The organism is Micromonospora sp. NPDC003241, from assembly GCF_053589795.1.
Genome location: NZ_JBSFSO010000013.1, coordinates 133,324 through 154,631, shown reverse-complemented (window position 1 = coordinate 154,631; position 21,308 = coordinate 133,324). Strand labels below are relative to the sequence as shown.

Here is a 21,308-nt window from a genome sequence, read left to right as displayed (position 1 = left end):
AAGATCACCCACCCCACCACCAGCCCACCCACCACCACCAACCCCACAGTCAACACCCCCCGACCAGCCCAAACAGGATGGAACTACTTCATTGATTTTGCTGTCTCAGGCGCCCCTGGAGGCAGCAGTATCAATGAAGTTGCGCGGATCATGAGGACGCGCGCACGGCGCGAGGCCAGGTTGGCTATTCGGGCGTGGTGGGAGACTCGGTTACCTGGTTCACCTGGGGGTCCTCGACCGTGCCGGTGATCACCCGGAGCGCCGGGAAGTGATCGGCCAGCAGCCGTCGGCACGGGCCGCAGGGTGCCACCAGGCTCCGACCGCGATCGCCCACGGTGACGATCGTCTCCAGTTCGCCCGCGTGCTGGGTCGCCGCGGTGCCCACCACGACCACCTCGGCGCAGGCACCCCCGGTGGGGTGCACGACGTTCACGCCGGAGACTATCCGCCCGTCGACGGTGCGGGCCGCCGCCGCAAGGGTGTGGGCGGCGCTGCGACAGCGCAGCTTGGCCACGGCACTGGCGGCCTGCACCAGCGCCCGGTCGGTGTCACGCATCGTCATCGGCGTTCCCGTGCTCGCTCCGGCTCGGCGGTCAACGATAGACCGCCGCTTTGCTTCCGCCCACGCGGTGCAGGCACGCACGAAACAGGCGCGCACGACGCACACCGGACAGCACGGCCGGTTCTCCGTCGCTAGGTGCAGGCCCGCACGCTGCAAGGCACGCACGCACGACGCACGGTGCAGGCGCGCACGGTGCGGGCACGCACGACGCACGATGCGGGCAAGCACAACGCACGATGCAGGCACGCACGACGCACGGTGCAGGCACGCACGACGCAGGGCACGCGGACGTGCAGAGCACGCGGACGTGCAGGCGCGCACGGTGTTAGGAAGGGACCCTTCCTATACCTGAGGCGTTAGCAGGGGACCCTTCCTTACATCCGTCCCTTACGTTGGCGGGGTAACCAGGAGGCGGGTCGGCGGGTCGCTGCCTATCCTTGGCCACGACATGCAGAATCAAGCCACCACCGCTGCGACCGATCCGGTTCGCGAGGTGCACCGTCGTCTCTCCCCGTTGATGTTCCGCGACCAGCGTCGGCTGCGTCGGCGGCTGGACGGGTTGCGGAAGGTACGCGATCCCCAGCGTCGGGAGGCGACGCTCGCCGAGATCGTGGTCGAGGTGGCCGAGGCGGAGGCGCGGCTGGCGGCCCGACGGGCGGCGGTGCCGACGGTGACGTACCCGGCGCAGTTGCCGGTCAGCGAGCGGGCGGCCGACATCGCGGCGGCGATCCGGGACCACCAGGTGGTGATCGTGGCCGGCGAGACCGGCTCGGGCAAGACCACCCAGTTGCCGAAGATCTGCCTGGAGTTGGGCCGTGGGGTGCACGGGCTGATCGGGCACACCCAGCCGAGGCGGTTGGCGGCGCGTACGGTCGCCGACCGGATCGGCGAGGAGTTGGGCACGCAGCTCGGTGAGGTGGTCGGCTACAAGGTGCGTTTCACCGATCAGGTGGGCGAGAACAGCCTGGTCAAGCTGATGACCGACGGCATTCTGCTGGCCGAGTTGCAGACCGACCGGATGCTGCGCCAGTACGATACGTTGATCATCGACGAGGCGCACGAGCGCAGCCTCAACATCGACTTCATCCTCGGCTACCTCCGGCAGCTCCTGCCCCGCCGCCCCGACCTCAAGGTGATCATCACCTCGGCGACCATCGAGACCGACCGGTTCGCCCGGCACTTCGCCGGGCCGCCCACCGCCGAGCACCCGGACGGGGTGCCGGCGCCGGTGGTCGAGGTGTCCGGCCGGACGTACCCGGTCGAGGTGCGGTACCGCCCGCTGGTCGAGGTCGACGAGGACGTCGACGACACGGACGAGGAGAACGTCCGCGACCAGGTCCAGGCCATCGGCGACGCGGTGCAGGAGTTGGCCGCCGAGGGGCCCGGCGACGTCCTGGTGTTCCTCAGCGGCGAGCGGGAGATCCGGGACACCGCCGACGCGCTGGGCAGGCTCGTCGAGCACCGGCCGGCGCTGCGCCACACCGAGATCCTGCCGCTGTACGCCCGGCTCAGCGTCGCCGAGCAGCACCGCGTGTTCGCCCCGCACGGTGGGCGGCGGGTGGTGCTGGCCACCAACGTGGCGGAGACCTCGCTGACCGTCCCGGGCATCAAGTACGTGGTGGATCCGGGGACCGCGCGGATCTCCCGCTACTCGCAGCGGCTCAAGGTGCAGCGGCTGCCGATCGAGCCGGTCTCGCAGGCCAGCGCCAACCAGCGCAAGGGCCGCTGTGGGCGTACCTCGGACGGTATCTGCATCCGGCTCTACGACGAGCAGGACTTCCTGGCCCGACCCGAGTTCACCGACCCGGAGATCCTGCGGACCAACCTGGCCTCGGTCATCCTCCAGATGACCGCCATCGGGCTGGGTGACATCGCCGCCTTCCCGTTCATCGACCCGCCGGACCGCCGCAACATCGCCGACGGCGTGAATCTGCTGCACGAGTTGGGTGCCCTGGACCCGACGGAGTCCGACCCGGACCGGCGGCTGACCGCGCTCGGGCGGCGTCTCGCGCAGCTCCCGGTCGACCCCCGGCTGGCCCGGATGGTGCTGGAGGGCGAGCGCAACGGGTGTGCCGTCGAGGTGATGGTGATCGCCGCCGCGCTGTCGATCCAGGATCCGCGCGAGCGGCCCGCCGACCGGCAGGCCCAGGCGGACCAGGCACACGCCCGGTTCGCCGACAAGGAATCGGACTTCGTCGCGTACCTCAATCTCTGGCGTCACCTGCGCGAGCAGCAACGGGCCTTGTCGTCCAGCGCGTTCCGCCGGATGTGCAAGGCCGAGTACCTCAACTACCTGCGGGTACGCGAGTGGCAGGACATCGTCAGCCAGTTGCGCCAGGTGTTGCGTACGCCGAACGCCGACCTGCCGGAGGAGATCGACACGCCCCGGGTGCACCAGTCGCTGCTGCCCGGTCTGCTCTCCCACATCGGCCTGAAGGACGCCCAGAAGCACGAGTACCTGGGTGCCCGGGGGGCCAAGTTCGGGCTGTTCCCGGGGTCGGCGTTGTTCCGCAAGCCGCCGCGCTGGGTGATGGCCGCCGAGCTGGTGGAGACGTCCCGGCTGTGGGGGCGGGTGAACGGGCGGATCGAACCGGAGTGGGTCGAGCCGCTCGCCCAGCACCTGGTGAAGCGCAGTTACAGCGAGCCGCACTGGGAGAAGAAGCAGGCGGCGGTGATGGCGTACGAGAAGGTGACGCTCTACGGCGTACCGCTGGTCACCTCTCGAAAGATCACCTTCGGTCGGATCGATCCGGCGCTGAGTCGGGAGCTGTTCATCCGGCACGCGCTGGTCGAGGGCGACTGGTCCACCCACCACCAGTTCTGGCGGGACAACCAGCGGCTGCTGACCGAGGTGGAGGAGTTGGAGAACCGGGCCCGGCGACGGGACATCCTGGTCGACGACGAGACGATCTTCCAGTTCTACGACGAGCGGATCCCCGCCGACGTGGTCTCCGGGCGGCACTTCGACAGTTGGTGGAAGACGGCCCGCCGGGAGCGGCCGGACCTGCTCACGTTCACCCGGGAGCTGCTGGTCAACGCCGGTCGGGGCGGGGTGGACGAGGCCGACTTCCCGGACCAGTGGAGTGCCGACGGGGTCAGCCTGCCGGTGACGTACACCTTCGAGCCGGGCACCCCGACCGACGGGGTGACGGTGGACATCCCGTTGCCGCTGCTCAACCAGGTGCCGGCGGAGAGCTTCGACTGGCAGGTGCCGGGGCTGCGCGAGGAGTTGGTGATCGCGCTGATCCGGTCGCTGCCGAAGCCGGTACGCCGCAACTTCGTGCCGGTGCCGGACTTCGCGCGCGCCGCGCTGGCCGCGATCACCCCCGGCGAGGAGCCGCTGCTGGACGCGCTGACCCGGCAGTTGCGCCGGATGACCGGGGTGACGGTCCCCCGCGACGCCTGGGACCTGGCGAAGCTGCCCGCGCACCTGCGGGTCACCTTCCGGGTGCTCGGCGAGGACGACAAACCGGTCGCCGAGGGCAAGAGCCTGCCGGAACTGCAACGCCGACTCAAGGCGGAGGTACGCCAGGTGGTCGCCGCCGCCGCGCCGGACGTGGCGCGGACCGGGCTGACCGGCTGGGAGATCGACACGCTGCCGCGCACCATCGAACAGGTGCGGGCCGGGTACGCGGTGACGGCGTACCCGGCGCTGGTGGACGAGGGCGCCACGGTGGGCGTACGCGTCTTCGACTCGGCCGGTGAGCAGGAGGCCGCGCACTGGGCCGGCACCCGGCGGCTGCTGCGGTTGACCGTGCCGTCACCGGCGAAGTTCCTCCAGGGGCGGCTCTCCAACGAGGCGAAGCTGTCGCTGTCCCGCAACCCGCACGGCGGGGTGCAGGCGTTGATCGAGGACGCGGCCGGGGCGGCGATCGACAAGCTGGTCGGCGATGCCGGTGGACCGGCCTGGGACGCCGAGGGTTTCGCCGCGCTGCGGGACACCGTGCGGGCCGGGCTGGTGGACACGGTGGTGGAGGTGATGGACCGGGTCCGGGCGGTGCTCGGCGCGGCGTACGCGGTGCAGCAGCGGCTCGGCGCGACCAGGAACCTGGCCGTGGTGGCCGCCCTGGCCGACATCCGCGCCCAGCTCACCCGCCTGGTGCACGCCGGGTTCATCACCGAGGCCGGGTACGCCCGCCTGCCCGACCTGCTGCGCTACCTGACCGCGATCGAGCGGCGGATGGACCGGTTGGCGGCGAACCCGCAGCGCGACAAGCAGCAGCAGGACCGGGTCGCGGTGGTCCAGCGGGAGTACGACGAGATGGTCGCGGCGCTGCCGGCGGCCCGGCGGAACTCGGCTGCGGTGCGGCAGATCCCCTGGATGATCGAGGAGTTGCGGGTGAACGTCTTCGCCCAGGCGCTGGGCACCCCGTATCCGGTCTCCGAGCAGCGCATCTATCGCGCCATGGACGACGCGGAGAGCGGCTAGGCCAGCGGTTCCACGCCGGGCGGGAGCTGTGCGTCGGCGGTGGCGGTCTGCACGTACTCCAGCAGGATGCGGCGGAGCTCGCGGCCGGCGTGCGTCGGCACCACGTCGCGGCGGCGGGCCACCGCGATGGTGCGGCGGACCCCGGGGGGCGCGAGCCGGGTGACCCGGATGCCGGGTCGCCGGGCCACCACGATGCCGGGTACGAGGGCGACGCCCAGCCCGGCCTCGACGAAGCTGAGGACGGCGTCCATCTCGCCGCCGTCGACGGAGAGCGTCGGCTCGAACCCGGCGGCGCGGCACGCCTGGAGGGTGGCGTCGCGCAGGTCGTAGCCTTCGCGGAACATCACCAGCGGTTGGTCGCGCAGGTCGGTGATGCGCAGGTCGCCGCCGGTCGAGGCGGTCGGCAACGGGTCGACGGAGGCGACCACCAGGCTCTCCCGCAGGATCGGGTCGGCGCGCAGCCCGGGGTCGGTGCCCTGGGCCGGCATGATGATCAGCGCCAGGTCGAGGTCGCCGCGGAGCAGGTCCCGGACCAGGTCCTGCGAGCCACCCTCCTCCACCCGCAGGTCGACGGTGGGATGCGCGTCGCGGAACAGCCGCAGCACCGGCGGGGCCAGCGAGGTGGCCAGGCTGGGGGTGGCGCCGAGGCGTACCCGGCCCCGCCGCAGGCCGACCAGTTCCTGCACCTCGCGGGTCGCCGTGTCGACGTCGGCCAGGATCCGCTTGGCCAGCGGAAGCAGCACCTCCCCGGCGGCGGTGAGCGTGATGTTCCCCCTTACCCGCTCGAACAACGGGGCACCGAGGCTGTCCTCCAGGGCGTGAATTTGCTTACTCAACGAGGGCTGAGTTATGCCGACGATGTCGGCTGCCTGGGTGAAATGTCGTACTTCTGCCACGGCTACGAAGTACTTCAGCTGATGGAGCTGCATCTACATAGCTTATGGCTATCAAGACTGCGGTGTCGATGCATTGGACGACTGATCAAAGTGCTCCTAGCGTCGGTCGCGTGGTAGTCACGACGAGAACGCGGTCGCCCATCCGATCCAATGTCGGACTGAAGGCGGTCATGGCGGTGACGGGCATCTTCCTGGTGCTCTTCCTCATCGCGCACATGCTGGGCAATCTGAAGGTCTTCGCCGGCGACACGTCGTTCAACGACTACGCGCACTGGCTGCGCGACATCGGCGGCCCGGTGCTGCCGCACGCCTGGTTCCTCTGGATCATGCGGATCGGCCTGCTGGTCTCGGTGCTCGGCCACATCTGGGCGGCCACGGTCCTCGCGCTGCGCGCCCGCGCCGCCCGCCCGGTGCGCTACGCCCACCGCAAGAAGGTGCGGGGCAGCTACGCCGCCCGCACCATGCGCTGGGGTGGCGTGATCATCCTGCTCTTCGTGATCTATCACATCCTGGACCTGACCACCGGCACGCTGAACCCGGTCGGTGACCCGTCCCGGCCGTACGCCAACGTGGTGGCCGACTTCGCGCCCGCGCGCTGGTACGTCACGATCTTCTACACGCTGGCGATCGTCGCGCTCGGCTTCCACCTGCGGCACGGCATCTTCAGCGCGCTGCGCAGCCTCGGGCAGCAGACCCCTCGGGGCGAGCAGCGGGCCCGCCTGGTGGCGTTGACCTTCGCCGTCGTGCTCTGCGCCGGCTACCTCCTGGTCCCGTTCGCCGTACTCACCGGATTGGTGTCCTGACCATGGATCTGTTCACCGAGGGCGACCCGATCGCCGACACCCGGGCTCCCGACGGGCCGATCGAGACCCGCTGGGATCGCCGCCGCTTCGAGGCCAAGCTGGTCAACCCGGCCAACCGGCGCAAGATGACCGTGATCGTGGTCGGCACCGGCCTGGCCGGCGGTGCCGCCGCCGCCACGCTGGGCGAGCAGGGCTACCGGGTCAAGTCGTACTGCTACCAGGACAGCCCGCGCCGGGCCCACTCGATCGCCGCGCAGGGTGGCATCAACGCCGCCAAGAACTACCGCAACGACGGCGACTCGGTGCACCGGCTCTTCTACGACACCGTCAAGGGCGGTGACTTCCGCTCCCGCGAGTCGAACGTGCACCGGCTGGCCGAGATGTCGGTGAACATCATCGACCAGTGCGTCGCCCAGGGCGTCCCGTTCGCCCGCGAGTACGGCGGTCTGCTGGACACCCGTTCCTTCGGTGGCGCGCAGGTGCAGCGCACCTTCTACGCCCGGGGCCAGACGGGCCAGCAGTTGCTGCTCGGCGCGTACCAGGCGTTGGAGCGGCAGATCGGCCTCGGCAACGTGGAGATGAACGCCCGGCACGAGATGCTGGAGCTGATCATCATCGACGGCAAGGCGCGCGGCATCGTCGTCCGGGACATGGTCACCGGCGAGATCAGCACCGAGTTCGCCGACGCGGTGGTGCTCGCCTCCGGTGGCTACGGCAACGTCTTCTACCTCTCCACCAACGCCAAGGGCTGCAACGTCACCGCCACCTGGCGGGCGCACCGCAAGGGCGCGTACTTCGCCAACCCCTGCTACACCCAGATCCACCCGACCTGCATCCCGGTCTCCGGCGACCACCAGTCGAAGCTGACCCTGATGAGCGAGTCGCTGCGCAACGACGGCCGGGTGTGGGTGCCCAAGACCAAGGGCGACGACCGCAACCCGAAGGACATCCCGGAAAACGAGCGGGACTACTACCTGGAGCGGATCTACCCCAGCTTCGGCAACCTGGTGCCCCGGGACATCGCCTCCCGGGCCGCGAAGTACGTCTGCGACGAGGGTCGTGGGGTGGGCCCGACGAAGCTCGGCGTCTACCTGGACTTCTCCGACGCCATCACGCGTCTGGGCCGCAAGGCCATCGAGGCCAAGTACGGCAACCTCTTCGAGATGTACGAGCGGATCACCGGCGAGGACCCGTACGAGGTCCCGATGCGTATCTACCCCGCCGTGCACTACACGATGGGCGGCCTCTGGGTCGACTACGACCTCCAGTCCACCATCCCCGGCCTGTTCGTGATCGGCGAGGCGAACTTCTCCGATCACGGCGCGAACCGGCTCGGCGCCTCGGCGCTGATGCAGGGGCTGGCCGACGGCTACTTCGTGCTGCCGAACACGGTCGCCAACTACCTGGCCGCCGGCCCGTTCGAGCAGGTCGACGGCAGTCACCCGGCGGCCGTCGAGGCGCGACGCGACGTCGAGGACCGGATCCAGCGGCTACTCGCGATCGACGGCGACCGCACGGTGGACTCGTTCCACCGTGAGCTCGGCCAGATCATGTGGGAGCACTGCGGCATGGAGCGCTCCGAGGCCGGGCTGCGCAAGGCGATCGACGAGATCCGCGCGCTGCGGGACCAGTTCTGGCAGCGGGTCCGGGTGCCCGGCGACGGCGAGGGGCTGAACCAGTCGCTGGAGAAGGCCGGCCGGGTCGCCGACTTCTTCGAGCTGGCCGAGCTGATGTGCATCGACGCCCTGCACCGGGAGGAGTCCTGCGGCGGTCACTTCCGTGCCGAGCACCAGACTCCCGACGGTGAGGCCCAGCGCGACGACGAGCACTTCGCGTACGTCGCCGCCTGGGAGTTCACCGCCACCGGGCAGCCCTCGGTGCTGCACAAGGAAGACCTGAACTTCGAATACGTCCACCCCACGCAGCGGAGCTACAAGTGAACCTGACCCTGCGCATCTGGCGTCAGTCCAGCCCCCAGGACAAGGGGCGGATGGTGACCTACCAGGTCGAGGACGTCTCCCCGGACATGTCCTTCCTGGAGATGCTCGACGTCCTCAACGAGCGGCTCATCCTCTCCGGCGAGGAGCCGGTCGCCTTCGACCACGACTGCCGCGAGGGCATCTGCGGCATGTGCGGCCTGATGATCAACGGCGACGCGCACGGGCCGCAGCGCGGCACCACCGCCTGCCAGCTCCACATGCGACAGTTCTCCGACGGCGAGACCATCGACATCGAGCCGTGGCGGGCCCGGGCCTTCCCGGTCATCAAGGACCTGGTGGTCAACCGCAACTCGTTCGACAACATCATCGCCGCCGGCGGGTACATCACCGCCCCCACCGGCAGCGCGCCGGAGGCCCACTCGGTCCCGGTGGCCAAGGCCGACGCCGACGCCGCCTTCGAGTCGGCCGCCTGCATCGGCTGCGGCGCCTGCGTGGCCGCCTGCCCCAACGGCTCCGGCATGCTCTTCACCGCCGCCAAGGTCACCCAGCTCTCGCTGCTCCCCCAGGGCCAGCCCGAGCGGTACACCCGTGTCATCGGCATGGTCGACGCGCACGACGAGGCCGGCTTCGGCGGCTGCACCAACGCGGGTGAGTGCACCGTGGTCTGCCCGAAGGGCATCCCGCTGACCACCATCGGCCGCCTGAACCGCGACTACCTGGCCGCCACCACCAAGCGGAGCGACACCCCCGGCACCTGACCCTCAGCACCCGACCCGTGGGGCCCGCCACCGGGACCCGACCGTCGGGACCCGACCGTCGGGACCCGACCGTCGGGACCCGACCGCTTGGGCCCGACCTCCAGGACCTGACCCCCGGCACCTGACCCCCGGCACCTGACCCGTGGGGCCCGACCGCCGGGACCCGACCGCCGGGACCCAGCCTTCGGGCCCGACCCCCGCACCTGTCCACGTTGAACGGCCGCCCTGCCACCAGGCACGGCGGCCGTTCGCATACCCAGCCCGTCCCCGCGCCTCGGCCCCAGCCCACCACACCACCACACCACGACAGCCACAGCCACAGCTCCGTCGATCATGGAGTTGCGGCTGCGGTTCTGTGGCGATTGAGAGCGCTTTTTCGGCGCCACAACTCCATGATCGGCGTTCCTTGATCAGCCTGGGCGTCGGCGTGTGGGCGGTGCGCTCTCACGCCTTTCGGGGGCAAGATCCGCGCAACTTCAGCGATGTTGCTGCCTCCGTGGGGGTCTGAGGCAGCAGTTTCCATGAAGTTGCGCGGATCATGATGGCCGCGAGGGGCGTGGACACGGTGCTGGCCGAGCGGGAGCGGCGCAGGGGCTGGGCTGGGGCTGGGCTGGGCGGGTCCCGGAGACACGGACAGGCCCGCGTCTCCGTCGGGTGCCACTAACTACGGCGAGCCGGGCGGCGGCCGGGAGCGCGGAGGCCCGGACCGCGGAGGCCAGGAACAGGGGGCCAAGAGCGCGGAGGCCGGAAACGCAGGGACCGGGAACACGGGAGCCGGAAGCGCGAGGGTCGGAAGCGCGAGGGTCGGGAGCGCGAGGGTCGGGAGCGCGGGGGTGGTCGGTTGAAGCGGGCCGGGTGGGGTAGCAGCCAGTCAGGCGACGATTCAGGGGGTACGGACATGCGGGCGTTGACGTGGCAGGGCAAGCGGGACGTACGGGTGGAGACCGTGCCCGACCCGAGGATCGAGGCACCGACCGACGCGATCGTACGGATCACCTCCACCGCCATCTGCGGCTCGGACCTGCACCTGTACGAGGTGCTGGGGCCGTACCTGAAGCAGGGTGACGTGTTGGGGCACGAGCCGATGGGCATCGTCGAGGAGGTCGGGTCGGGGGTGACCCGGCTCAAGCCCGGCGACCGGGTGGTGGTGCCGTTCAACATCGCCTGCGGGTCGTGCTGGATGTGCCAGCGCCAGTTGTACGCCCAGTGTGAGACCACCCAGGTGACCGCCGAGGGCAAGGGTGCCGCGCTGTTCGGCTACACCTCCCTGTACGGCTCGGTGCCCGGTGGGCAGGCGGAGTACCTGCGGGTGCCGCACGCCGACTTCGGCCCGATCACGGTGCCGGACCACGGCCCGGACGAGCGCTGGCTCTATCTGTCCGACATCCTGCCCACCGCCTGGCAGGCCGTCCGGTACGCGGACACGCCGCCCGGGGGCACGCTGGCCGTCTTCGGTCTCGGCCCGGTGGGGCAGTTCTGCGCCCGGGTCGGCCGGCAGCTCGGCGCCGAGCGGGTGATCGGGCTGGACCTGGTGCCGGAGCGGCTGGAGATGGCCCGCCGGCACGGGGTGGAGGTGCTGGACGTGTCCCAGCTCGACGACGTACCCGGCGCCCTGATCGAGATGGTGGACGGGCGCGGCCCGGACGCGGTGATCGACGCCGTCGGCATGGAGGCGCACGGCGCTCCGCTGGGCAAGTTCGCCCAGGCCGCCGCCGGGATCCTCCCGGACAAGCTGGCCGATCCGATGATCGACAAGGTCGGGGTCGACCGGCTGGTCGTGCTCAAGGCCGCGATGAAGGCCGTCCGGCGCGGCGGCACGGTCTCCATCTCCGGCGTGTACGGCGGCGAGGTCGACCCGCTTCCGCTGATGGAGATGTTCGACCGGGGCATCCAGTTGCGGATGGGCCAGTGCCACGTACGCCGGTGGATCGACGAGATCGTCCCGCTGCTCACCGACGAGGACCCGCTCGGTGTCTCGGACCTGCGCACCCACCGGCTGCCGCTGGATGAGGGCCCGCAGGCGTACCAGATGTTCCAGCGCAAGGAGGACGGCTGCGTCAAGGCGGTCCTCACTCCGTGAGCGGTCGCCACGCGCCGGTGGTCCGTCGGACCGGGCGTCCGGGACGGACCCGGCCTAGGGTGTCCGGGACGGACCCGGCCTAGGGTGTCCGGGACGGACCCCGGGCCGACGGGAGTGGACCATTCGCGAACCGGATGCACCGCAGCGCGACCTGGGCCGAATCGCGGCACGGGTCCGGGCGGCGTACCGGCGGGAGCGTGCCCGGGCCGGCGGCGACTGGCAGGCGTACGTCAGTCTCGCCGGATCGGACGGATTGGTGGTCGCGGTGGACGAGGCGGCGCAGCGGCGGGTCGAGGCGTACAGCGTCAACAAGATCGCGGTGGCGACGGCGGTGCTGGACACCGTCGACCGGGGCCGACTCGCCCTCGACCAGCAGGTCGAGGTGACCGCCGCGATCGCCGCGCGGGCCGGTGACGGCATCTTCGGGCTGGACGGCGCGTACCCCAGCCGGGTGACGCTGGGGCACGCGTTGGCGAACCTGCTGACCGTCTCCGACGACGTCGCGGTGCGGCTGTGCGCGCTGGTCTGCCCGGGCACCGAGGTCAACCGGATCATGGTGGCGAAGGGCTTCGGGCGCACGCAGGTGCAGCCGGTGGCCGAATCGCCCCGGTACCACCTCGGGACCAGCACGGCCCGCGAGACGCACGACCTGCTCCGGGCGCTCGTCGGCGGCACCCTGCTCTCCCCCGCGTCGACGGAGTTCGTGCTGCGGCTGCTGCGCTCACCGGTGGCGTTCACCGACGGGATACGGCGCAGCATGTCGTCGGCCGAGCGGGCCCGGATCGCCACCAAGGCCGGCTGGTTCCGCGACGCCCGGCACGAGGCCGGAGTGATCTTCGACACGAGCGGCTCGCCCCGGCTGACGTACGTCTTCTTCGCCGCCGGCCAACCGCAGGCGGACGACTTCGGGGCCACCCACCCCGCTGTGCAGGCCCGGGCCCGGCTGGGGCGGCGGCTGCTCGACCTGACCGACCGGCTGGCCGCCCGCGAGCATCCCCCGCACGGCCCCGGCATCCACGGCTGAACCGGGCGGCGAGGGCTACCGTGGACTGCGGGGATCAGCAGAGGGGGGCGACCATGCGGACGCCGAAGGAGCCGACGGGGCGAGTCACCGGCCGACGGATCGCGGGATCGGTGGTCGGCGTGGCCGCGCTGGCCGGCCTGGCCGGACTGGCGTGGGCGGCCCGGGGCGTACCGGCCGCGCTCGGTGGCCGGCTGACCGGGGCGCGGGCCGAGCGGGCGGAGCGGTCGCCGCAGTTCCGCGACGGGACGTTCCACAACCGGGCGAGCACCCGGACGGCACCCAACCCGGACAGCAACCTGTTCCGGGAGATGATCTTCGGTAAGCAGCAGCGCCGGCCGACCGCTGCCGTGCCGCTGGTCCGTCCGGCACCCGCGCCCGACGTCGACCGGGCCCGCGAGCTGAACCTCGTCTGGTACGGCCACGCCTCCACGCTGATCGAGATCGAGGGTCGCCGGGTACTGGTCGACCCGGTCTGGAGCGACAGGTGCTCGCCGTCGGACGCCGTCGGTCCGCGTCGCCTGCACGAGCCGCCGGTACGCCTCGACGAACTGCCGCAGCTCGACGCGATCCTGATCTCCCACGACCACTACGACCACCTCGACATGGCCACCGTGCGGGAGCTGACCGCCCGGCAGTCGGCGCCGTTCCTGGTGCCGCTCGGGGTCGGCGCGCACCTCGACCGGTGGGGGGTGCCGGCACACCGGGTGATCGAGCTCGACTGGTCGCAGACGCACCGGGTGGCCGACCTGGAGATCACCTGCACCGCCGCCCAGCACTTCTCCGGTCGGGGGCTGCGACGCAACGGCACGCTCTGGAGTTCGTGGGTGGTCGCCGGTCGGCAGCGGAAGGTCTACTACACCGGGGACTCCGGCTACTTCGACGGGTACGCCGAGATCGGGGCGGCGTACGGGCCGTTCGACGCGACGCTGGTGCAGATCGGCGCGTACGACCGGGCCTGGCCGGGGATCCACATGTTCCCGGAGGAGGGCGTCGCCGCCCACCTGGACCTGCGCGGCGGGCTGTTCGTGCCGGTGCACTGGGCGACGTTCAACCTCGCCATGCACGACTGGTCCGAGCCGGTGGACCGGCTCTGGGCCGAGGCCAAGGCCCGCGACGTCCGGCTGGCCGTGCCCCGGCCCGGCGAGCGCGTCGTGGTGGACGACCCGCCGCCGGTGGACGGTTGGTGGCAGGCGGTCGCCTGAGCTCTTCGTTGTTAACAGGGGTCCCTTCCTATGCCGTAGGCGTTAGGAAGGGACCCCTCCTTGCATGCAGGGTCAGAGGACGAAGGCGTCGGTCCAGAGGGCGCCGGAGCGGCCGGACAGGGCGTCCAGCATCGCCACCGCCTGCCCGTCGGTGAGCTGGGCGACGAAGTCCACGATGGCGCGGCCCCGAGCCTTGCCGAGCCGGTCCGGGGTACGCGGATGCAGCTCCGCCTCGGCCAACTCGACCAGGTCGTGCAGCCGCCGGGGCAGGCGGGACTCCTCCTCCGGGTCGAGCAGCCACTCCAGCAGCGCCTCGACCAGGGTGCCGAGCAGCCGGGCCTGGCCCCGCTGGTGCAGGGCCAGGTCGGGACGGGCCAGCACGAAGCGGTGGTGGACGAACTTGAGCACCTGCACCTCGTGCCACTGTGCCGGGGCCAGCAGCACGTGCCCGGAGCGCATGCCGGGCTGCTCGACGACAGTGATCGCGTCCACGAAGCGGGTGGTCCACCGGGCGGAGAACCGGGCGACGTACTGTTCCGCCTCGATCGAGCCGTCGAAGGGTACCGCCAGCAGGCCCCCGACCAGCTCCTCCCGGACGTGTTCGACGGCCGCCGCGAAGGCGTCGTCGTCGGCGATCCAGGCGTCCTTGCGGTGCAGTTGGCGGCGCAGTCGCTCGATAGCCGCGCCGGGCCGGCGGGCCGAGGTCTGCAACGCCGCGTCGGTGATGGCCCGCAGGCTGCCGTTCTCCCGCTGCCAGGCCATCAGCTCGGCGGCGACCGCGCCCTGCTGGAGCACCCCGACGCGATAGAAGTCCTCCACGTCGTGGATGGCGTACGCGACGTCGTCGGCGGTGTCCATCACCGACGCCTCGACGGTCTGCTGCCAGTCGGCGATCCGTCCGGCGAACGGCGCCCGCGCCTGTCGCAGGTCCTCCAGCTCGGTGCGGTACGCCCCGAACTTCGCCGAGCCGCTGTCCGGGTCGTCCGGCGGCGGGGTGGCGCCGCGCGGCGGCGGGTCCATCAGGCGCGGGTGCGGGTCGGGGTGGTCGAGCCGGGTCCACGGGTACTTCAGCATCGCCGCCCGGACCGCCGCGGTCAGGTCCAGACCGGTGGTGGCCGCGCCGCGGATCTCGGTCGAGGTGACGATCCGGTACGACTGGGCGTTGCCCTCGAAGCCGTCGGTGAGGCCGAGCCGGTGCCGGGCCAGCCGGTCGAGCACCCGTTCGCCCAGGTGCCCGAAGGGCGGGTGGCCGAGGTCGTGGGCGAGCGCGGCGGCCTCCACCACGTCCGGGTCGCAGCCGCCCAGCTTCTCCACCAGGTCACGTTGCCACCCGTCGGCGGTGAGCCGTTCCGCGATCGCGCGGGCCACCTGTGCGACCTTGAGGCTGTGCGTGAGCCGGTTGTGCACCAGCAGCCCGGACCCGCCGGGACTGACCACCTGGGTGACGCCGCCCAGGCGGGTGAAGAACGGCGAGCCCACGATGCGGTCCCGGTCCGCGCGGAACGGGCTGGTCGCGAGGTCGCCGAGGGTCCGGGCACTGCCGCCGAACAGGCGTCGGGCGCGCGGCTCCACAGGTGGTTCCATGATCGCCACGGTAGCCCGGCAGAATGCACCACGGAACCCACACCCGAAGGCGGAGCGACATCGTGACCCTCTCTGTTCATCAGCGCATCGCCGAGGAACTCGGCGTCGCCGAGCGCCAGGTACACGCGGCCGTGGAGCTGCTCGACGGCGGTGCCACGGTGCCGTTCATCGCGCGGTACCGCAAGGAGGCCACCGGGCTGCTCGACGACACCCAGCTCCGTACGCTCGAGGAGCGGCTGCGCTACCTGCGTGAGCTGGACGAGCGGCGGGCGGCGGTGCTGGAGTCAATCCGTACCCAGGGCAAGCTGGACGAGGCCCTGGAAGCGCAGATCATGGCGGCCGACTCGAAGTCCCGCCTGGAGGACATCTATCTGCCGTACAAGCCCAAGCGGCGGACCCGGGCGCAGATCGCCCGCGAGGCGGGGCTGGAGCCGCTGGCCGACACGCTGCTCGGCGACCCGGCGCGGGACCCCCGGGAGACCGCCGCCGGCTACGTCGACGCGGACAAGGGGGTGGCCGACGCCGCCGCCGCGCTGGACGGGGCGCGGGCCATCCTGATCGAGCGGTTCGCCGAGGACGCCGACCTGATCGGCACGCTGCGCGAGCAGATGTGGTCGCGGGGCCGGCTGGTGGCCCGGGTACGCGAGGGACAGGAGTCGGCCGGGGCGAAGTTCGCCGACTACTTCGACTTCGCCGAGCCGTACCCGAAGCTGCCCTCGCACCGCATCCTGGCGATGTTCCGGGGCGAGAAGGAGGGTGTGCTCGACCTGACCATGGACCCGGAGACCGACGGCGACGCCGACACGGTCACCGGACCGACCCGGTACGAGGCGGCGATCGCCGGCCGGTTCGGGGTCACCGACCAGGGGCGGCCGGCGGACCGCTGGCTGGCCGACACGGTGCGCTGGGCGTGGCGTACCCGGATCCTCATCCACCTCGGTGCCGACCTTCGGATGCGGTTGTGGCAGGCGGCCGAGGAGGAGGCCGTCCGGGTCTTCGCCACCAACCTGCGCGACCTGCTGCTGGCCGCACCGGCCGGGGCCCGGCCCACCATGGGTCTGGACCCGGGTCTGCGGACCGGGGTGAAGGTGGCCGTGGTGGACGCCACCGGCAAGGTGGTCGCCACCGACACGATCTACCCGCACGAGCCGCGCCGGCAGTGGGACGCCTCGATCGAGACGCTGGCCCGGCTCGCCGGGGCGCACCGGGTGGAGCTGGTGGCGATCGGCAACGGTACGGCGAGCCGGGAGACCGACAAGCTCGCCGGTGACCTGATCAAGCGCTTCCCGCAGCTCGGGTTGACCAAGGTGATGGTCTCCGAGGCGGGCGCCTCGGTCTACTCCGCCTCCGCGTACGCGGCGCAGGAGCTGCCCGGGATGGACGTGTCGCTGCGTGGCGCGGTCTCCATCGCCCGCCGGTTGCAGGACCCGCTCGCCGAGCTGGTGAAGATCGACCCGAGATCCATCGGTGTCGGGCAGTACCAGCACGACCTGTCGGAGGTGAAGCTCTCCCGGTCGCTGGACACCGTGGTGGAGGACTGCGTCAACGGCGTCGGGGTGGACGTGAACACCGCGTCCGCGCCGCTGCTGACCCGGGTCTCCGGGATCGGTGCCGGGCTGGCCGAGAACATCGTGCTGCACCGGGACGCCAACGGGCCGTTCCGCAGCCGCTCCGACCTGCGCAAGGTGCCCCGGCTCGGGCCGAAGGCGTTCGAGCAGTGCGCCGGCTTCCTGCGCATCCCCGACGGCGACGACCCGCTGGACTCCTCCAGCGTGCACCCCGAGGCGTACCCGGTGGTGCGCCGGATCCTGGCCAGTACCGGGCAGGACCTGCGGGCGCTGATCGGCCGGTCGACCATCCTGCGCGGGCTGCGGGCCACCGACTTCGTCGACGACACGTTCGGTCTGCCGACGGTGACCGACATCCTCGCCGAGTTGGAGAAGCCGGGGCGGGACCCGCGTCCGGAGTTCACGACCGCCACCTTCGTCGAGGGCGTCGAGAAGATCGGCGACCTGACCCCGGGGATGGTGCTGGAGGGCGTGGTCACCAACGTGGCCGCCTTCGGTGCCTTCGTCGACGTCGGGGTGCACCAGGACGGCCTGGTGCACGTGTCGGCGATGTCGCGCACCTTCGTCAAGGAACCGCGCGAGGTGGTCAAGTCCGGCGACGTGGTCAAGGTGAAGGTGCTGGACGTGGACGTACCGCGCAAGCGCATCTCGCTGACGCTGCGGCTGGACGACGACGCGGAGACCGGCCGGGGCGGCGCGCGGGAGCGCGGTGGTCGGGAGAACCAGGCCGGCCGGGACAACCAGGGTGGCCGGGAGAACCGGGGCGGCCGGGACGGCGGCGGACAGAGCGGACGCGGGCAGGGCGGTGCCGGGCAGGGCGGCGGCGGACAGGGCGGTGCCGGGCAGGGCGGACGCGGCGGCGGTCGCGGTGACCGGGGCGGGCAGCGTGGCGGCCCGCAGCAGCGGCAGGGCCGGGGTCCGGCCGGGCCGGCGAACGACGCGATGGCCGAGGCGTTGCGTCGCGCCGGACTGGCCTGAGCCCTCCCCCGGTGGGCCGCGTACGGTGAGCGCCATGGCGGGCGACGACGACTGGCGGGAGCAGCGGCGGCGGGCGGTGCACGCGCACGCCGAGGCCGAGTCCCGCGCCCGGGCCGTGGAGCAGGCCGCGGCGGCGGAGCTGGTGCACCGCTTCGCCGCCGACGCGACCGCGCGCGGTCTGCGCCCGGAGCGGCTGCGGGTGACGTCGTACGACGGGCGGCACCGCTACCGCACCGGGCTGACCGGCTGGTACGTCGACCGGGGCCGCTCGCGGGCGGTGGACACCCGGGGGAACTTCTATCTGCTGACCGTGCCGAACAGTCTGCGTGCACTGCTGTTCGGCGCGGTCTGCCCGCCGGTCCCGCCGCCGCTGGTGGTCGGCCGGGGCGGCCGGGACGGCGAGTCGCTGCCCCTGACGGAGCTGCTGGACCGACGCCTCGCCGCCGGTGACGACTGGCCCTGACGCCGCCGACGTCGGCCCTGACGATCGCCGCAGCCGGGCCGGCAGCGTGGGTGTCAGCGCCGACGCGCCCTCAGCGTCGGTGGACGTCGACCACCTCGGAGAGCGCCTGCTCCACCCGTTGCGCACCGGCGGCCACCGAGAAGACCCGCTGGTAGTGCTGCCGACCGGCCTGCCCGAGCAGGTCGAGCTTCTCCCGGCCCAGGTCGCAGAGTTCGCGCAGCGCGGCGGCGATCGAGTCGGGGTCGCCGGGCCGGGCGGTGATCCCGGCCCCGCTGTCGCGGGCCACGTCGGCGGCGTCCCCCTCGGCGGCGACCAGCAGGGCCCGTCCGGCGGCCAGCGTGGCCTGCACCTTGCTCGGCATGGTGTACGCCGACATGCCGCCGGGCCGCAGGCTGACGTAGTGCGCGTCGCCGGTGGCCATCAGGGCGGGCATCCGTTCCCGGGGCAGTTGCCCGAGGAAGCGCACGTTGGCCGCGCCCAGCTCGTCGGCGCGGTGGCGCAGCCGTTCCTCGGTGGTGCCGGAGCCCGCGATCAGGCAGACCAGCCGGGGATCGGTCACCCGGGCGCAGGCGTCGACGAGCGAGTCGAGCCCCTGCGCCTCGCCGAGCGCACCGGCGTACACCAGGACCACCTGGTCGGATCGCAGGCCCAGCTCCGCACGGAGGTCACCGGCGCGGGGCCGGGGGGTCTCGTCCGCCCACATCGGGATGTGCACCAGCTTCTCCCGGGGCACGCCCCGCCCGGCGAGCAGGTCGACCGCGCCGGGCGAGACGCAGGCGACGCGGGCGGCGCTGCGGTACATCGCGCCGCACCAGCCGGCCATGCCCCGCTCGACGGTCCGGGACAGCCGCCCGGTGCCGAGGAAGCCGCTGGCCACCACGCTGTCCGGCCAGAGGTCGAGGACGTGCAGCAGCACCGGCACCCGGTGCGCGTACCGGGCGAACCACATCGGCAGGGCGACGCTGATCGGTGAGTTGCCCACCCAGAGCGCGTCCAGACCGCGCAGCACCGGCGTGCCGGAGGCCAGCGCGGAGACCGCGAAGGATCCGTAGTTGGCCACCCGGCGCAGCGCGGACCGGTCGTGGCTGGGATACAGCGCGACCCGCCGGATCCGGGTCGCGCCGACGGTCTCGTCCCGGCGGCGGGCCATCCGGTAACCGGGGGCCAGCCGCCCGGCCGGGTAGTTGGGGAAGCCGGTGAGGACCTGCACCTCGTGGCCCCGGTCGGCGAGGGCGGTGGCGAGCATCCCGGGCAGGGCGGCCGGGCCGGGCTCCGGGTCGAACCATTGCGTGAGCAGGCCGATGCGCATCCGCCTCATCCCGTCTCCAGTGTGGCCAACGGGCGTACCGGCGACACGGCGCCGTCGGTACGCCACAGCGCGGTCAGCGACTCGCGCAGGTCGTACGCGGGTGCCCAGCCGAGCACCCGCCCGGCACGGGCGGTGTCCGCGCACATCCACGGCACGGTGGCGGAGCGCCCGGCGTCGGCGGTGAAGCCACCGTCCCGGACCCCGCCGTCGAAGCCGGCCACCTCGGCCAGCAGCCGGACCACGTCACGGACGGCCACCGCCCGGCCGCTGCCGACGTTGACGACGCGGTCGGTCGTGGGCGCGCTGCGCGTCGCCGCGAGGACCGCCGACGCCACGTCCCGCACGTCGACGAAGTCGCGGTACGTGTCGTGCAGTCCCAGCGCGATCCCGTCGTCCCCGGCGGCCCGGGCCGATCTGATCAGCGCGGTGACCCGACCGAGCACGTTGCCCGGTGGCATGCCCGGCCCGACCGGGTTGAAGACCCGCAGCACCACCGTGTCGAGCCGGCCCGCCGCGCCGGCCAGTTCCGCCAGTCGGGTCGCGGTCAGGTGACTGAGCCCGTACTCGCCGACCGGCGCGCACGGGTGCTCCTCGGGCACCGCGAGGCCGTCCGGCACGGGTCCGTACTCGGCGGCCGACCCGATCCGGACCAGTCGGGCCGCCGGCACGGCCTCGGCCATCGCCTCGACGAGCTTGGCGGTGACCAGCACGTGCGCGCGGACGAAGTCGTAGCCGGAGCCGACGATCCGGCCGGCGGCGGCCACCACCACGTCGGGCCGCTCCCGGGCCAGCAACGCGATCAACGCCGGCAGCTCGATCCGGACCAGGTCGCAGGCCACCCGGTCGGGTGCCCGGACGTCGGTGTGCGCGGCGAGCAGGGACCGGATGTGCCGCCCCAGGAACCCGCCGGCACCGAGCAGCAGGACCCGGCTCATCGGCGGTACGCGGGGTCCGCCTCGGCGACCGACGGTGGATTGCCGGTGAACTCGTGCCAGGTGGCCGCACCGGGCGCGGAGATGCCCTGGCGGCTGACCACCACCCAGACGGTGGCCAGCACGATCTTCAGGTCCAGCAGGAGGGAGCGCCGGTCCACGTACTCGACGTCGTGGGCGAACTTGGCCTGCCACTCCAGCGCGTTGCGGCCCCGGACCTGCGCCAGCCCGGTGATGCCGGGGCGAACGTCGTGGCGGCGGGCCTGTTCCGGGCTGTAGAGGTCGAGATACTGCACCAGGTGCGGGCGGGGACCGACGACGCTCATCTCGCCCCGCAGCACGTTCCAGAACTCCGGCAGCTCGTCCAGGCTGCTGGCCCGCAGCCAGCGGCCGACCGGGGTGAGTCGCTGCGCGTCGGTCACCAGTCCCCGGTCCGGGTCGGGGTGCCGCATGGTCCGGAACTTGACCATCTCGAACAGCTCGCCGTGCAGGCCGGGTCGCTTGTGCCGGAACAGCACCGGCCGGCCGTGCGCGATCAGCACCACCAGGGCCACCAGGGCCATCAGCGGTGCGCCCAGGACCAGGACGAGAAGGGCGCCCACGACGTCGAGCAGCCGCTTCCACCGATCGTACGGTCGCGGGGTGTCCGGATCCTCGGCGATCCCGCGCGGACCCCTCGCCTCGCCGGCAGACCCGGCACGCGTGTGCGTCGCATGGAGAGCAACTTTTGACATGCGATACGCATATCATTTTCCGCTGCACCGGATCGCGCTTTCACAT

At 72.1% G+C, this 21,308-nt stretch carries 15 protein-coding genes; 9 read left to right on the top strand and 6 right to left on the bottom strand.

What is annotated here, in order from left to right; genetic code table 11:
• Positions 1–184: 184 nt before the first annotated feature.
• Complete coding sequence (locus tag ACWDVW_RS13965) at positions 185–562, bottom strand: cytidine deaminase (RefSeq protein ID WP_449948066.1); 378 nt, start codon at positions 560–562, stop codon at positions 185–187.
• Positions 563–1,010: 448 nt separating this feature from the next.
• On the opposite strand from ACWDVW_RS13965, the gene hrpA reads away from it, so the two are divergent.
• Positions 1,011–4,991 carry an ATP-dependent RNA helicase HrpA gene (gene hrpA, locus ACWDVW_RS13960; RefSeq protein ID WP_449948064.1) on the top strand — a complete coding sequence of 1,327 codons (3,981 nt, stop codon included), beginning with the start codon at positions 1,011–1,013 and terminating at the stop codon, positions 4,989–4,991.
• Here the strand turns inward: hrpA and ACWDVW_RS13955 are convergent.
• Positions 4,988–5,920, bottom strand: a complete 933-nt coding sequence (locus tag ACWDVW_RS13955; protein ID WP_449948062.1) for a LysR family transcriptional regulator — start codon at positions 5,918–5,920, stop codon at positions 4,988–4,990. The genes hrpA and ACWDVW_RS13955 overlap by 4 nt on opposite strands.
• A gap of 77 nt (positions 5,921–5,997) precedes the next feature.
• Between ACWDVW_RS13955 and ACWDVW_RS13950 the strand changes: the two genes are divergently transcribed.
• The 6 genes from ACWDVW_RS13950 to ACWDVW_RS13925 all read left to right on the top strand — a co-directional run bounded on the left by ACWDVW_RS13950 (position 5,998) and on the right by ACWDVW_RS13925 (position 13,694).
• Entirely contained in the window at positions 5,998–6,690 is a 693-nt protein-coding gene (locus ACWDVW_RS13950) for a succinate dehydrogenase cytochrome b subunit (protein ID WP_449948060.1), read from the top strand.
• A 2-nt stretch (positions 6,691–6,692) separates the two neighbouring features.
• Positions 6,693–8,630, top strand: a complete 1,938-nt coding sequence (locus ACWDVW_RS13945) for a fumarate reductase/succinate dehydrogenase flavoprotein subunit (protein ID WP_396746483.1) — start codon at positions 6,693–6,695, stop codon at positions 8,628–8,630.
• Complete coding sequence (locus ACWDVW_RS13940) at positions 8,627–9,388, top strand: succinate dehydrogenase/fumarate reductase iron-sulfur subunit (RefSeq protein ID WP_350695215.1); 762 nt, start codon at positions 8,627–8,629, stop codon at positions 9,386–9,388. The genes ACWDVW_RS13945 and ACWDVW_RS13940 overlap by 4 nt, the downstream gene beginning before the upstream one ends.
• 898 nt (positions 9,389–10,286) lie before the next feature.
• Entirely contained in the window at positions 10,287–11,468 is a 1,182-nt protein-coding gene (locus ACWDVW_RS13935; RefSeq protein WP_449948057.1) for a zinc-dependent alcohol dehydrogenase, read from the top strand.
• A 256-nt stretch (positions 11,469–11,724) separates the two neighbouring features.
• Entirely contained in the window at positions 11,725–12,492 is a 768-nt protein-coding gene (locus tag ACWDVW_RS13930) for a serine hydrolase (protein ID WP_449948054.1), read from the top strand.
• Between the two features lie 53 nt (positions 12,493–12,545).
• Positions 12,546–13,694 (top strand): MBL fold metallo-hydrolase, encoded by a 1,149-nt coding sequence (locus ACWDVW_RS13925; protein ID WP_449948052.1) that lies wholly within the window; start codon positions 12,546–12,548, stop codon positions 13,692–13,694.
• Positions 13,695–13,766: 72 nt separating this feature from the next.
• Here the strand turns inward: ACWDVW_RS13925 and ACWDVW_RS13920 are convergent, their stop codons facing one another.
• Complete coding sequence (locus tag ACWDVW_RS13920) at positions 13,767–15,278, bottom strand: deoxyguanosinetriphosphate triphosphohydrolase family protein (protein WP_449948048.1); 1,512 nt, start codon at positions 15,276–15,278, stop codon at positions 13,767–13,769.
• 62 nt (positions 15,279–15,340) lie between these two features.
• Here ACWDVW_RS13920 and ACWDVW_RS13915 point away from each other — a divergent pair, with 62 nt between their 5' ends.
• Positions 15,341–17,824, top strand: a complete 2,484-nt coding sequence (locus ACWDVW_RS13915) for a Tex family protein (RefSeq protein ID WP_449948045.1) — start codon at positions 15,341–15,343, stop codon at positions 17,822–17,824.
• Between the two features lie 34 nt (positions 17,825–17,858).
• Positions 17,859–18,287: a hypothetical protein gene (locus tag ACWDVW_RS13910; RefSeq protein WP_449948042.1), complete on the top strand. Its 429-nt coding sequence runs from the start codon at positions 17,859–17,861 to the stop codon at positions 18,285–18,287.
• Positions 18,288–18,357: 70 nt separating this feature from the next.
• On the opposite strand, the gene ACWDVW_RS13905 is transcribed toward ACWDVW_RS13910, so the two are convergent.
• The 3 genes from ACWDVW_RS13905 to ACWDVW_RS13895 are packed head-to-tail and all read right to left on the bottom strand — an operon-like array spanning position 18,358 to position 21,142.
• Entirely contained in the window at positions 18,358–19,605 is a 1,248-nt protein-coding gene (locus ACWDVW_RS13905) for a glycosyltransferase family 4 protein (RefSeq protein ID WP_449948040.1), read from the bottom strand.
• A complete protein-coding gene (locus ACWDVW_RS13900; RefSeq protein WP_449948037.1) occupies positions 19,602–20,531 on the bottom strand; it encodes an NAD-dependent epimerase/dehydratase family protein in 930 nt (309 codons plus the stop codon). The genes ACWDVW_RS13905 and ACWDVW_RS13900 overlap by 4 nt, the downstream gene beginning before the upstream one ends.
• Positions 20,528–21,142, bottom strand: coding sequence for a sugar transferase (locus ACWDVW_RS13895; RefSeq protein WP_449948088.1), 615 nt, complete (start codon positions 21,140–21,142; stop codon positions 20,528–20,530). The genes ACWDVW_RS13900 and ACWDVW_RS13895 overlap by 4 nt, the downstream gene beginning before the upstream one ends.
• Between the last annotated feature and the right edge of the window lie 166 nt (positions 21,143–21,308).